General features: G+C 72.1%; 8 protein-coding genes. 3 read left to right on the forward strand and 5 right to left on the reverse strand.

All coding sequences use genetic code 11. The annotated features are described in order from the left end of the window. Positions 1 to 12 precede the first annotated feature (12 nt). Both QU602_RS15835 and QU602_RS15840 read right to left on the reverse strand, forming a co-directional pair. The gene (locus QU602_RS15835) at positions 13 to 1,092 is read right to left on the reverse strand and encodes an SGNH/GDSL hydrolase family protein (RefSeq protein ID WP_308797419.1); all 1,080 of its coding nucleotides are present in this window, start codon (positions 1,090 to 1,092) and stop codon (positions 13 to 15) included. A gap of 137 nt (positions 1,093 to 1,229) precedes the next feature. Further along, positions 1,230 to 2,222: an NAD-dependent epimerase/dehydratase family protein gene (locus QU602_RS15840; protein WP_308797420.1), complete on the reverse strand. Its 993-nt coding sequence runs from the start codon at positions 2,220 to 2,222 to the stop codon at positions 1,230 to 1,232. Between the two features lie 362 nt (positions 2,223 to 2,584). Here QU602_RS15840 and QU602_RS15845 point away from each other — a divergent pair, with 362 nt between their 5' ends. Beyond that, entirely contained in the window at positions 2,585 to 5,131 is a 2,547-nt protein-coding gene (locus QU602_RS15845; protein WP_308797421.1) for an HAD-IC family P-type ATPase, read from the forward strand. Positions 5,132 to 5,166: 35 nt separating this feature from the next. On the opposite strand, the gene QU602_RS15850 is transcribed toward QU602_RS15845, so the two are convergent. The 3 genes from QU602_RS15850 to QU602_RS15860 form a co-directional block, all read right to left on the reverse strand. Next, positions 5,167 to 5,769 (reverse strand): DUF6226 family protein, encoded by a 603-nt coding sequence (locus QU602_RS15850; RefSeq protein WP_308797422.1) that lies wholly within the window; start codon positions 5,767 to 5,769, stop codon positions 5,167 to 5,169. Between the two features lie 333 nt (positions 5,770 to 6,102). Beyond that, positions 6,103 to 6,858: a GntR family transcriptional regulator gene (locus QU602_RS15855; protein WP_308797423.1), complete on the reverse strand. Its 756-nt coding sequence runs from the start codon at positions 6,856 to 6,858 to the stop codon at positions 6,103 to 6,105. Between the two features lie 155 nt (positions 6,859 to 7,013). Further along, positions 7,014 to 10,163, reverse strand: coding sequence for an efflux RND transporter permease subunit (locus QU602_RS15860; RefSeq protein ID WP_308797424.1), 3,150 nt, complete (start codon positions 10,161 to 10,163; stop codon positions 7,014 to 7,016). Positions 10,164 to 10,298: 135 nt separating this feature from the next. On the opposite strand from QU602_RS15860, the gene QU602_RS15865 reads away from it, so the two are divergent. Together QU602_RS15865 and QU602_RS15870 are read left to right on the forward strand one after the other, a co-directional pair. Continuing rightward, entirely contained in the window at positions 10,299 to 11,522 is a 1,224-nt protein-coding gene (locus tag QU602_RS15865) for a hypothetical protein (RefSeq protein ID WP_308797425.1), read from the forward strand. 98 nt (positions 11,523 to 11,620) lie between these two features. Beyond that, a complete protein-coding gene (locus QU602_RS15870) occupies positions 11,621 to 13,228 on the forward strand; it encodes a chaplin family protein (RefSeq protein WP_308797426.1) in 1,608 nt (535 codons plus the stop codon). The last annotated feature ends 223 nt before the right edge of the window (positions 13,229 to 13,451 follow it).

Genomic DNA, 13,451 nt, shown 5'->3' on the forward strand with positions numbered 1-13,451 from the left:
CCCCACGCGCGATCACCTGCCCGCGACGGCGGTCGCGACCTCCTCGGTGAGGAACGCCACGCCGGCCTCGTTGGGGTGCAACCCGCCATCGCGGACCGCGACCGGGCTCGTGAACGTGAGTCCATTCACCCACGCGTCGGTCCCACACGGCTCGTGACCCGCACTCCTGGCCATAGCCGGCACGAACGTCGCACCGTGCTCGGCGGCGACCTGGCCGAGGCCCGCCTCGAGCGCCGCCTGGGTCCGGTGGAAATAGGCGGTGTCGACGTCGGTGAACGGGAAGGAGTTCTCGGGGAACGGCGGCGTGCCGTCGCCGAAGGCCGGCACGAAGCAGCCACCCTCGGGCGTGTCCGCGGGCGACGGGAAGATCGACGGGTACCCCACGACGACGACGATCGCGAAGGGGGCCTTCTCGGCGATCACCTCGAGCGCACCCGAGACCGCCGGCAGCACCTCGTCGCGCAGCCGCAGCGCGAGCGTGTCGAGCCCACCCGGCGCGAGCACGCTCTCGCAGTTCGGCACGCTCGGGTCGCCGAGCAGCGGCCCCGCCGCGCTCGCGGCGAGGCACTGCGGCAGCACGGTCGAGAAGCCGAGGTCGTTGCCGCCGATGGTGAGCGTGACCACCTCGGTGCGGGTGCTCAGCGCATCGGACTGGGGTGGCGCGAGCAGCCCGGATGCGGTCCGCTGCGGTGTGTCGATCACGTTCGCCGTCGAGGCGCCGGCGCACGTGACATCCGTCACCCGCAGTTCGAGTGCGTCGGCGACGCGGTGCGGATAGTCGACCTCGGACTGGAGGCAGCCCGCCACCGGCAGCGACGAGTACGGCTCGAGGCCGAAGCCGGAGGCGTAGGAGTCGCCGAGGGCGACATAGCGCCCGCGGTGCTCGGCCGAGGGATCGTCGGCGACGGGCGCGCCTGCGACGGGCGCGTCGGTGACGGGGACGTCGCTGACGGGCACGTCGGTGACGGGCACGTCGGTGACGGGCGCAGACACCGACGCATGCGCGGGCGCGACGGCCAGGCCGCCGAGCACGGCGACGGGGATCGCCGCGAGCGCGAGGCGTACGAACGGACGGAGACGAGATGACGGCATCGGCGTGGTCCTCACGGTCGAGAGGTGCGCCGTGGGATCTCCACCTGATCGTGGATCCGGCGCGCATCTGCAATGCTAATATTCTCGTCGCACGCTGTACAGTGCACGAGGAGCATGCGTGATGCACGTTCGGCGGCTCAGTGCATGTTCGGATACACCGCCACGAGCTCTCGCTCGCGAGCCGCGGTCAGCCCCGCTCCGCGCGGGCGGTCGAGGCCTTCGGCGCGCTCCCACGCAAGGAGGTCGGTCAGCGTCTCGTCGAGGGGCCGCATACGCAATCCCGCCCTGACCGCGGCGGCGTTGGAGCGATCCTGGAAGGCCGCCCAGGTCGGGTCCGCGATCCACAGCGGCAGCGACTCCGGCCCCGACCACTCGGCGACGCCCTGCTCGGCGAGCCACGCACCCGGCACCTCCACGAGTTCACCGCGGTGCCCGCCGGCCTCGCGCGAGGCCGCGAGGTACGCGCCGACCGTCGACCGGTCACCGACCGCGTTGAACGCCCCGGTCAGGCCGCGTTCGATCGAGTCCAGCATCCAGTTCACGAGGTCGCGCACGTCGATGAGCTGCGTGGCCGCCTCCGCGATCGCGGGAACGAGCATGGGGTCGTCGTCGCGCGCGGCGCGCGCGAGGTAGTACCCCGATCGCCCCGAGGCATCCCCGGGCCCGCCGATCAGACCCGGCCGGATCACCAGCAGTCGCCCGCCGAGCGCCTCGCGGTACGCCTGCTCGATCGCCGACTTGGCTTCGCCGTACGTGTCGGGGGTCGACTCGTCGTCCGAGAGCGGCGGCAGCAGCTCGGCCGATTCATCCGCGCCGGGCTCGTCCTGCCGGGCGTAGACGTTGCCCGACGAGACGAACGTCCAATGCGCGACCCGGTCCGCGAGCGCCGCGGCCGCGCGGCGCGCGAAGCCCGGCTGGCGGGTGACGTCGATCACGGCATCCCAGTCGCGATCGGCGACGGCGTCGTAGGCACCGGCCTGCGAGCGGTCGGCGGTCACGAGCTCGGCACCGTCGGCGCTGTCGCCGGCCTCGCCGCGCGCGAGGCAGGTCACACGATGGCCGCGGCGCACGGCGTCCGCGGCGAGCGCCCGGCCGAGCCAGGCGGTTCCTCCAAGGATGAGCAGCTTCATGCGGCCATCACAGCAGACCGGATGCCTCGGGCGCGCGCGCGTTCGCTCTCCGCACACATCCGTGGCACTCGTTCCGTCGCGTTGGAGGTCGTTCTTCGCATGGGAGGGCGCACTTCGCATGGGAGGGCGCTCTTCGCATGGGAGGGCGCTCTTCGCATGGGAGGGCGCTCTTCGCATGGGAGGGCGCACTTCGCATGGGAGGGCGCTCTTCGCACGGGAGGTCGAACCATTCGGCACTCCGACGCGAGAAACGACCTCCATCGCGAGCCGCTCTCTGCGCCAGCCGGGAATACCACTGACGGTCGATCGTTAATACCCCCGGGGGGTATATCCTCGCCCCTCAACCGAGAGAGGATGCGGACATGACACACGACCATGCGGACCACGCCGCGGGTCCCGGAGGCCACGCTGCCGCGGACGACGTCGCACGAACGGCTGCGGCCAGCGCCGCAAGAAGTGGGTCCGGGGACCGTGAGTGGGGTGGAGGCGCTGCAGGTGCGACCTCGGACCCACCCGCGGGTCACGAACCCACTTCCCGCGGCGCTGAGCACGGCGAGCGCGCCGACCACTCCGACCACACCGGCCACGAGCACACCGACCACGAGCACGCGGGGCACGGGCACGCCGACCACGCGGAGCACACCGGCCACGCGCCTGGCGGGCACGGGCATGCCGGCCACGCCGGCCACGCCGGCCACGCCAACCACGCCGGGCACGGCCACGCCGAGCACTCCGGCCACGACCACGCCGGCCACGTCGCCCAGTTCCGCCGCCTGTTCTGGATCAACCTCGCGCTGGCGATCCCGACGGTCGCCTTCTCCCAGATGTTCGCGTCGATCCTCGGCTACTCGCTGCCCGATCTCGCCGTCACACCGTGGATCTCGCCGGTCCTCGGCACGATCATGTTCGTCTGGGGCGGCCGCCCGTTCCTCACCGGCGCCTGGTCGGAACTCCGCGCGCGCACGCCCGGCATGATGCTGCTCATCGGCCTCGCGATCACGGTCGCCTACGGGGCCTCGCTCGGCGCGAGCCTCGGCCTGCTCGATCACCATCTCGACTTCTGGTGGGAGCTCGCGCTGCTGATCGTCATCATGCTGCTCGGCCACTGGATCGAGATGCGGTCCGTCGCGCAGGCCGGCAGCGCGCTCGACGCGCTCGCGGCGCTGCTGCCCGACGAGGCCGAGCGGGTGACGGATGCCTCGGACGGCACCTCGACGACCGAGACCGTCGCCCCGTCGGAGCTTCGCGTCGGCGACGTGGTCGTCGTCCGCCCGGGCGGCCGCGTCCCGGCCGACGGCGAGGTCGTGGACGGCACGGCCGCCGTCGACGAGTCGATGATCACCGGCGAGTCGACGACCGTGACCCGCGGCCCCGGCGCACCGGTCGTCGCGGGCACCGTCGCCACCGATACCGCGATCCGGGTCCGCGTGACCGCGGTCGGTGCCGACACCGCACTCGCGGGGATCCAGCGGCTCGTCGCCCAGGCGCAGGCCTCCACCTCGCGTGCGCAGCGGCTCGCCGACCGGGCCGCGGCGTGGCTGTTCTGGTTCGCGCTCGGCGCGGCCGTGCTCACCGCGATCGCCTGGACGCTGCTCGGCGATCCCGACGACGCCGTCATGCGCACGATCACGGTGCTCGTGATCGCCTGCCCGCACGCGCTCGGCCTCGCGATCCCGCTGGTCGTGCAGATCGCGACCGAGCGCGCCGCCCGCGGCGGCGTGCTCGTCACCGACCGCCTCGCACTCGAGACCATGCGCACGGTCGACGCGGTGCTGTTCGACAAGACGGGGACGCTCACCAAGGGCGAGCCGGCGATGACGGATGCCTCGGCGGCACCCGGCCGCGATCTCGACGAGGTGCTCGCCCTCGCCGCGGCCGCAGAGGCCGACTCCGAGCACCCGCTCGCGAGAGCGATCGTGCAGGCCGCCGCCGCGCGCGGCCTTCCGCGACTCACCGCGACCGACTTCACCGCATCGGCCGCGGTCGGCGTCCGCGCCCTCGTGGACACGACCTCCGTCGGTCGAGTCGCGAGCGCCGGCGAGCGCATCGAGACGCCGCACGCCGAAGGACAACGGCAACGATCGGAACTCGATACGCGTCCTCCTTCGTCGTTCACTACTCGACCAACGGATGACTCGGGCACTCCTCGACCGACGGAGACGTCGGGCGTCGTTCGACCGACGGCGGTCGTGGAGGTGGGCGGCCCGGCCCTGCTGCAACGGCACGGACTCGTCCCGCTCGAGGCATCCGTCGCCTGGGGCGGTGCGACCGTGCTGCACGTCCTCGTCGACGGCGAGGTCGCGGGCGCCCTGGCGCTCGCCGACGAGATCCGGCCCGAGTCGCGCGAGGCGGTCGACGCGCTGCACGCGCTCGGCGTGCAGGTCGTCATGATCACGGGCGACGCCGAGCCCGTCGCGCGCACCGTCGCCGCCGAGCTCGGCATCGACCGCGTGTTCGCCGGAGTGCGCCCGGAGGACAAGGCCGCGAAGGTCCGCGAGCTGCAGCGTGAGCGCCGTTCGGTGGCGATGGTCGGCGACGGCGTGAACGATGCGCCCGCGCTCGCGCAGGCCGACGTCGGCATCGCGATCGGCGCCGGCACCGACGTGGCGATCGCCTCCGCCGGTGTCATCCTCGCATCGAGCGACCCGCGGTCGGTGCTCTCCGTCATCGAGCTGTCGCGCGCGAGTTACCGCAAGATGCGGCAGAACCTCTGGTGGGCCGCCGGCTACAACCTGCTGTCGGTGCCGCTCGCGGCGGGCGTGCTCGCGCCGATCGGGTTCGTGCTGCCGATGTCGGTCGGCGCCGTGCTCATGAGCCTCTCGACCGTGATCGTCGCCCTGAACGCGCAGCTGCTGCGCCGCCTCGATCTCAGCCCCGAGGCATCCGCTCGCGCCGCGCTGAGCGACTGATCTCCGCGGGAAAGGTCGCCGAGCGAGGCAGGAGCTCAGCGCGAGGCGGTGACGCGGAGCGGCCAGGGGGCCCAGTCGTGCCGGAAGGGTGAGATCGTCGGCGGGTCGTCGCTGGGGGTGAATGAGGAGTTCGTGCCCCACGCGCCGACTGCGAACCGGTGGCCGGCACCCTTGGCGTCGTGCCACTCCGCGAAGCCGCCGGTCACGAGCGCCTCGACGTGGAACCGCAGATCCTCGACGAGGTGCTGCACGAGGTCGTCGCAGGCGTCGCAGCCGCAGAACGGCAGCACGACGTCGGTGGCCTCGCCGAATCGGACGAGCACGCCCGGGAAGGACGTGAACGCCACGGTGAGCGGCGCCGCCTTCGCATCGGCCGGGACGAGCCGCACCGGATCGGACCACCGCACGTGCTCGGCCGCACCGCCCGAGAAAGTGCCGGCCGGCTCGCGCCGCACGTTGAACTCCGCCTCGAGGTCGGCGAGCACCGCGAGGACGAACGGCTGCAGCACGCGGAACCGCTCGGGGTCGGTGACCCGGCTGTAGGCGTCGGCATCCGGCGAGTCCGTCCACCGCGGTGCCCACTCGAGCGCGTCGATCCCGGATGCCTCGCCGCGCCGGCGCGCGAGCTCGATCGTCATGCGCCCCAGGCTAGGCCCGCACCGCCCGATCGAGAAGGCCTCCCTGCTCAGGAAGCACTGAGCGACACGCCGACGGCGAGCGCCCGACACACCGCACTCGGGACGGTTCTTCCTGAATTGGGAAATGGGCGCTGGAGCGCACGGACCGGCGGCTGGGCGCGTGCCACCCACGCGAGCACACTGACCAGATGGGATGAGCGGATGCCTCTCCACCTCCCTGCTCAGGAAGCACCGAGCGACACGCCGACGGCGCACGCCCGACACACCGGAGGCGATCCGGTTCTTCCTGAGCAGCGGGCGGGCGAGCGGGGCGCAGGCGCGGACGGGCGAACGTCAGACGCCCGAGCGCACCTCGATCGGGCCCGCGTCGTCCTTCGCACGGTTGTCGATGCGGAACGTCGCGAACTCCGAACGGTACCGCGCTTCCGCGTGCTCGACGGGGCGGCCGGAGGCATCCTTCGACAGCCGGCGCTCGCGCAGCAGCGGCGCACCCGCCGCGATGCCGAGCGCCTCGGCGTCCAGGCGGTTCGCGGCGACCGCGTCGATCGTGTGACTCGCGCTCATGAGCGGCGCGCCGTGCCGCGCGAGCTCGGCCGACACCGAGCCGTGGTCGACGTCGAACCCGAACAGATGCCGGCCGACCTCCGGGACGAACGACGCCCGCTCGATCATGATCGGCACGTCGTCGAGCAGTCGCACGCGGACGAGGTCGACCACGACCGCGCCCTCGTCGAGCTCGAGCAGGCCCGCGATCGTCGTCGTCGACGCGCGGCGTTCGAGCGTGAGGGTGCGCGTTCCGGGCGACTTGCCCTCGTCGGTCGCCCACTCGGTGAAGGAGCGGAACGTCGCCAGCGACTGTGCCGGGACGACCTTGCCCACGATCGGCGCGCGCCCGCGCCCGCCGACCACGAAGCCCTCGGCGCGCAGGGCCGAGAGCGCCCGCCTGACGGGTCCGCGGGAGGTGCCGAACTCGCGGCACAGGGCCGCCTCGCTCGGCAGCGGCATGCCCGCCGCCCACTCGCCACGTTCGATGCGTTCGCGGAGCGCGGCGCGCACGCGCTGCGACACGGGTGCGAGGGTCACTGACATGCCCCCGACCCTATGAAGCCCGGGCATGCGGTCCGGTTGAAGCCGAGGAACCTCCGGGTGAACTCTCCGTGAACGGGACGGGCACCATCAGTGAGGACGACATTCGTCCAGTTTCAGCGTCGAAACAGAACGAATGCCGTCCTCTCAGGGGTGAGTCAGGCGTCGACGAGCGTCGGGGGCTCCGCACTCGCCGCGCGCCGCTCGCGGCGACGCTCGCGCGCCCCCTCGACCAGGTCGTACAGCACGGGCAGCACGACGAGAGTGAGGGCGGTCGACGATACGAGCCCGCCGATCACGACGAGCGCGAGCGGCTGCGAGATGAAGCCGCCGTGCCCCGTGATGCCGAGCGCCATCGGCAGCAGCGCGAAGATCGTCGCGAGCGCGGTCATCAGGATGGGCCGCAGACGACGGGATGCCCCGTGCAGCAGCGCCTCGCGCACGTTCATACCCCGATCGCGGTACTGGTTCACGAGGTCGACGAGCACGATGGCGTTCGTCACCACGATGCCGACGAGCATGAGCACGCCGACGAGCGACGCGACGCCGAGCGGGATGCCCGTGATGATCTGCAGCGCGATCGCCCCGGTCGCGGCGAACGGCACCGAGACGAGGAGCAGCAGCGGCTGCAGCAGCGAGCGGAACGTCGCGACCATCACGATGTAGACGATGAGGATCGCGGCGAGCAGGGCCAACCCGAGCTGGGCGAAGGACTCGGTCTGGTCGGCTGTGACGCCGCCGAGCGAGGCCGACGTGCCCGCCGGCAGGTCGACCGACTCGACCGCGGCCGAGACCGCGGCGCTCGCCGTGCCGAGGTCATCGCCCGACGGCGTCGCCGACACGGTCGCGCTGCGGAGCCCCTGCACGGTGGTCACGGTCGCGGGTCCGTCGACCTGTGCGACGGTCGCGAGGCTGTCGAGCCGGACGAGCCCGGTCGTGGTCGGCACCTCGAGCGCGCTCAGCGCCTCGACCGTCGTCGGCGGGTTCTCCGTCGCGAGGTAGATCGTGAGCGTCTTCTCGTCGATCACGACGGAGCCGGCGGACTGCGGCTGCATGGCGGCCGAGACGAAACCGCCGAGCGCGACCTCGGAGTAGCCCGCGTCGGCCGCGGCCGTGCGGTCCACCTCGACGGCGATGTAGGGCCGCCCCTCCTCGAGGTTCGAGGTCACCTGCGCCAGCGAGTCGAGGCCGTCGAGCTCGGCGACCACCGCGTCGGTCGCGGCACGCAGGTCTTCGTCGTTCGATGCGGTGATGTCGACCTCGATGTCGTTCGAGGCGCCGAACCCGCTCGAGGCGGCGAGCGTGATCTCGCCCGCGCCGTCGATGCCGTCGAGTTCACCGCGCACCTCGGCCTGGAGGTCGTCCTGGTTCGCGCTCTCGTCGGTCGTGACCGAGTAGGTCACGGTCGCGCCGCCGCCGCCGAAGGCCGCCGTGAGGCCGCTGCCGGACCCGATCGAGGTCTGCATGGTCTCGATGCCCTCGGTGCCGAGCAGCACCTCCTCGACAGGCTGTGACGCTGCCTCGAGCGCGTCGAGGCTTGTGCCGACCGGCAGCTCCTGCGTGACCTGGAAGGTGTTCTGGCCCGACGAGCCGAGGAAGTTCGTCTTCATGAGCGGCGTCAGTGCGATCGTGCCGCCGAGCACGAGCACCGCGGCGACGAGCGTGGCGACGCCGTGCTTGAGCGTCCAGCCGATGATCGGCAGGTACCCGCGCTGGAGGCGCGAGGGGTGCTCGAGCTCGTCGGGCCCGGAGGCCGACACGCCCGCCGGCCCGCTCTCCTCGACGAACGCCGCGGCCGAGGCATCCGATTCGCTGTGCTTGTGCCGCTTCGCCGGCTCCAGGAACCAGTATGCGAGCACCGGCACGATCGTGAGCGAGACCAGCAGCGACGCGAGCAGCGCGATCGTGACCGTGAGCGAGAACGGACGGAACAGCTCGCCCGTGACCCCCTCGACGAGGGCGATCGGCAGGAACACCGCGACCGATGTGATCGTCGATGCCGTGATCGCCCCGGCGACCTCCCGCACGGCGCGCACGATGGTCGCGGCCTTGTCGGTGCCCGCGACGAGGTGCCGCTTGATGTTCTCGATCACGACGATCGAGTCGTCGACGACGCGCCCGATCGAGATCGTCAGCGCGCCGAGCGTGAGGATGTTGAGGGTGTAGTCCGACACCTGCAGGCCGATGAACGTGACCAGCACCGACGTCGGGATCGAGATCGCGGTGACGAGCGTCGCGCGCACCGACAGCAGGAACACGAGGATCACGAGGACCGCGAACACGAGCCCGAGCACGCCCTCGACGGCGAGCGCCTCGATGGACTGCTCGATGTAGGGCGCCTGGTCGAACACGACCGTGAACGTCGCGCCCGGGTTCGTCGTGTCGAGCGCGGCCGTGAGATCCGGCAGCAGCGCGGTCACCGCGTTCGACACCTCGACGGTGTTCGCCGCCGGCAGCTTCGTCACCGAGATGGTGAGTGCTGGCTCACCGTCGACGCGCGAGATGCTGGTCACCGGGTTGTCGGTCAGCTCGACGGATGCCACGTCGGCGATGGTGGCCGCACCGGCGCCGCCGATCAGGGGCAGCGCGGAGATCTCGTCGACGCTGCCGATGCGCGTGCCGGTCTGCACGGAGAAGGTCGAGTCGCCCTCGGTGATCGTGCCGGCCGGCACGAGCAGGCCGTTCTGCTGCAGGGCATCGCGGATCGCGGCCTGGGTGAGGCCGCGGAGGGCGAGCTCGGTCTGGTCCGGGGTGATCGTCACGCGCTGGCCGACGTCGCCGACGAGCGTCGCCTCGCGCACGCCGTCGAGGTCGTTGATCTCACTGAGGGTCGTGCGCGTGATCTCGTCGGAGAGGGCGCTGATGTCGTCGGTGCCGGTGACGGCCACCGAGATGACCGGGAAGTCGTCGATGCTGAACGCGACGACCTGCGGGTCGACGTCGTCGGGCAGCTGGCTCGAGATCCGGTTGACCGACGACAGCAGCTTCTGCTCGGCGAACGCGAGATCGGTGCCGTAGGTGAAGCTCGCGGTCACCCGCGAGAGGCCGGTCGAGCTCGTCGTCGAGGTCGACTCGAGCCCGGTGATGCCCTGGATGGAGGTCTCGATCGGCGTCGAGACGTCGGCGTTCACGACGTCGGGTGACGCACCGGGGTAGCTCGTGACGATCGCGAGCTGGGGGAACTCGATCGAGGGGGCGAGCTCCTGCTTGAGGCTGGTGAGCGAGATCCCGCCGAAGATGGCGACGACGACCGTGATGAGGGCGATCAGCGCGCGGTTCTTCATGCTGAGTTTCGCAAGCAGGTGCATGACACGATTCATACCAGCCGGATGTCACGCGGAGCTGAATACCCGCTTTGCCCTAGCACTTTTGCCACGAAAACCGCAAGGGGGGTTTCGGGAAGCTAACTCTCCGGTTTATCATTCTGCGCAACCATGGGGGTGGTGGAGATGTCCTCAACGACGCAGACACGTCGTCGACCCTTCCTCCGCTATGCCCTCCTCGGAGCCGCCGTCTCGGCAGGCTGGCTCACCATCAGCCTCATCTCCGGCGCGCAAGGCGCCTCGGCCGACGACCGTGACGGATCCGGTCTGCTCGGCGCCGTCGGATCGGTGCTCGGCGGGGTCTCGGAGACCACCGGCGCCGTCGGCGACGCGGTCGGCGACCTCGTCGACACCGCAGTCGCGCCGGTGAACGCCGTGGTCGAGCCCGTGCTCCAGGCGGTGTCACCGCCGCCCGCCGCGGTGCCTCCGGCCCCTGCCCCTGCGCCCGCGCCGGCTCCTGCACCCGCGCCGGCCGAACCGGCTCCGGCGACGCCCGCTCCCCCGGCCACGCCGGCCGCGCCGTCGGTCGGCACGATCGTGGCCGGCGTTCCCGGCGTCGTCGACGGCACGACCGGGCTCGTCAACGGGGTGCTCGACGGCGTCGACCGCGCAGCGATCGGCCTCGTCGGCGACGTCTCAGAAGCGGTGACGGATGCCACATCGGGCGGTCTCGTCGGTGGTGTCGCAGGGCCCGTGGTGGGCGCGCTCGACGGCGTCGTCGGCGGGCTTCCGCTGGTGGGCGATCTGGTCGGTGACCGCCTGCTCGGCAGCATCGTGACGCCCGTGACCGACCTCGTCGACGGCACGCTCGACACGGTCGTCGGCGGCGTCGGCGAACTGCCCGGGAGCGGCGTCCTGCCGACGATCCCGGACGTGCCGCTGCTGCCGGGGATCATCGGCGAGCCGGGCGTGCCCGGCCTGCCCGCGTTGCCGACGCCCGCCATTCCCGCACCCGGGAGCGCTCCGGTGGGCAGCGCAGGTGACGCTGCGCGCGCCACGGAGGCATCCGGCTCGTCAGCGGCTGCCGCCGCCTCGTGGACGCGCGGCCTGTCCGGCGGCGCGCCGAACGCGACGCCCGAGGCATCCGCGCCGTCCACCGCGATCCTGGGCGGTTCCGGCGACGACCAGCGCACGCCTACGCCGGCTCCCGTCGCGCCGATCAATGCGCCCGGGGCGACCGGCTCGGCCGGCGCGAACGGTGCCGCGGCCGGCGGCGCCGCCGGGGCATCCGACGCCGTCTTCGATGCGGACACGCTGGGCGCGACCGCATCGCTGATCCTCAACTCGGTCGACGACGCGCTGCCGTCGTCGCCGGTCTTCGGCACCGACACCACCCCTGACTGACGGGGGCCGTTCCGCCGCGCAGGCGGACACGGTCATGGCTCGGGCGCACTCGCGTCTCCGGGCTCCATTCACCCATTCAGTCAGGAGGACTGATCATCATGGACCTCAAGCGGTTCGCAACGAGGGCGCTGTACGCGACCCTCATGACCGGGGGCATCACGCTCCTCGGGGCCGGCGTGGCACACGCCGCAGAGACCGGCGGCGAGGACGGAGTGCTCTCGGGCACCCAGGCCGGCGTCGCCATCGACCTGCCCATCAACCTGTCCGGCAACGCCATCTCGGTGCTCGGCGACGCATCGTCGTCGGGGGCTGAGACGGTCACGTCGACGCCGGCCGCGGCGCCGGCCGAGGCGCCGGTCACCTCGGGTGACGACGGCATCGGGTCGGGCAGCCAGGCGATCGTGGACGTCTCCATCCCGGTGACGATCGGCGGGAACGCGATCAGCGTGCTCGGCGACGCGTCGTCGACGGAGGCGTCGACCGAGCAGGCGCCGGCTCCCGCGGCACCTGCCGAGGAAGCCGCACCGGCACCGGCACCGGCGCCTGCGCCTTCGACGAGCGGCGACGACTCGCTCCTCGGCGGCACGCAGGGCCTCATCGACATCGCGGTGCCGATCACGATCGGCGGCAACGCGATCTCGGTCGTGGGCGACAGCAGCTCGGAGGGCGCCTCGACCGAGACGACCACCGGCAGCGGCACGGCGGGCTCGACGGGCGAGGGCAGCGCCTCGACCTCGGGTGAGGACGGCATCCTCGGCGGCAGCCAGATCATCGGCGGCGTCGAGGCGCCAGTGACCGTCGGCGGCAACGCCATCTCGGTCGTCGGCGACAGCTGGACCGAGGGCGCCACGACCGGCGTCTCGACGGACACCGGTGCGGCCGGCGGCGAGGCCGAAGGCCCCAGCACCTCGGGTGAGGATGGCGTGCTCGGCGGCACCCAGGCCATCATCGACGCGGTCGCCCCGGTGACCGTCGGCGGCAACGCCATCTCGGTGGTCGGCGACAGCTCGAGCGAAGGCGCCACGACCGGCGTGATCGGCGGCACCGGATCGGGCTCGACCGCCACGACCGGTGGCGACGACTCGATCCTCGGCGGCACGCAGGTGCTGCCCGAGCTCGGTCTGCCCGTAACGGTCGGCGGCAACGCGATCTCGGTGGTCGGCGACACCTCGTCGACCGACGCCGAGACCGTGGTGGTGCCCGGCACCGGCGGTTCCGGTGGGGCGACGACGGACGGGTCCGACAGCCTGCTCGGCGGCTCGCAGATCATCCCCGGCATCTCGCTGCCGATCACGATCGGCGGCAACGCCATCAGCGTGATCGGCGACAGCGAGACGGAAGGCCCGACGACCATCGTGGTCCCCGGTGAGCCGACCGACCCTGGCACGCCGGTGGACCCGACGGATCCCACGGACCCGACGGACCCCACCGACCCGACGGACCCGACGGACCCCGGCACGCCGGTGGACCCGACGGACCCCACCGACCCGACCACTCCGGGTACTCCCGGTGATGACGGATCGATGACGCCGGGCTCCTCGGTCGCCGGCATCGGTGGCGCCACGGTGATCACGGCCGGCGCGTCCTCGACGGGCGTGCTCGCCTCGACCGGTGCGGATGTCGCGGGGCTGGCGATCGCCGGCGGCCTCGTGCTGCTCGCGGGGCTGCTGCTCTTCGGGTTCCGCCGCTTCGCCGCCCGCAACTGAGCGGACGGGTCATCCACTCGCGGGCGGCGACCCGGGCCTTACGCCCGGGCCGCCGCCTCGCCATGCCTTCGTCAGCGATCTGGGATCCGCCGTCGTGACGCAGCGATGGCAGTCGGATCAGATCCACCCAACACCGCGAGATGATTCCCGGACGCGAGTCGCCGCTCGACGCACCAGCTGTTCGAACCCACCAGAGAGGAGCACGCCAGAATGATATACGTGA

This window comes from Agromyces protaetiae, assembly GCF_030866785.1.
In the GTDB taxonomy this organism is placed as follows: Bacteria; Actinomycetota; Actinomycetes; order Actinomycetales; family Microbacteriaceae; genus Agromyces; species Agromyces silvae.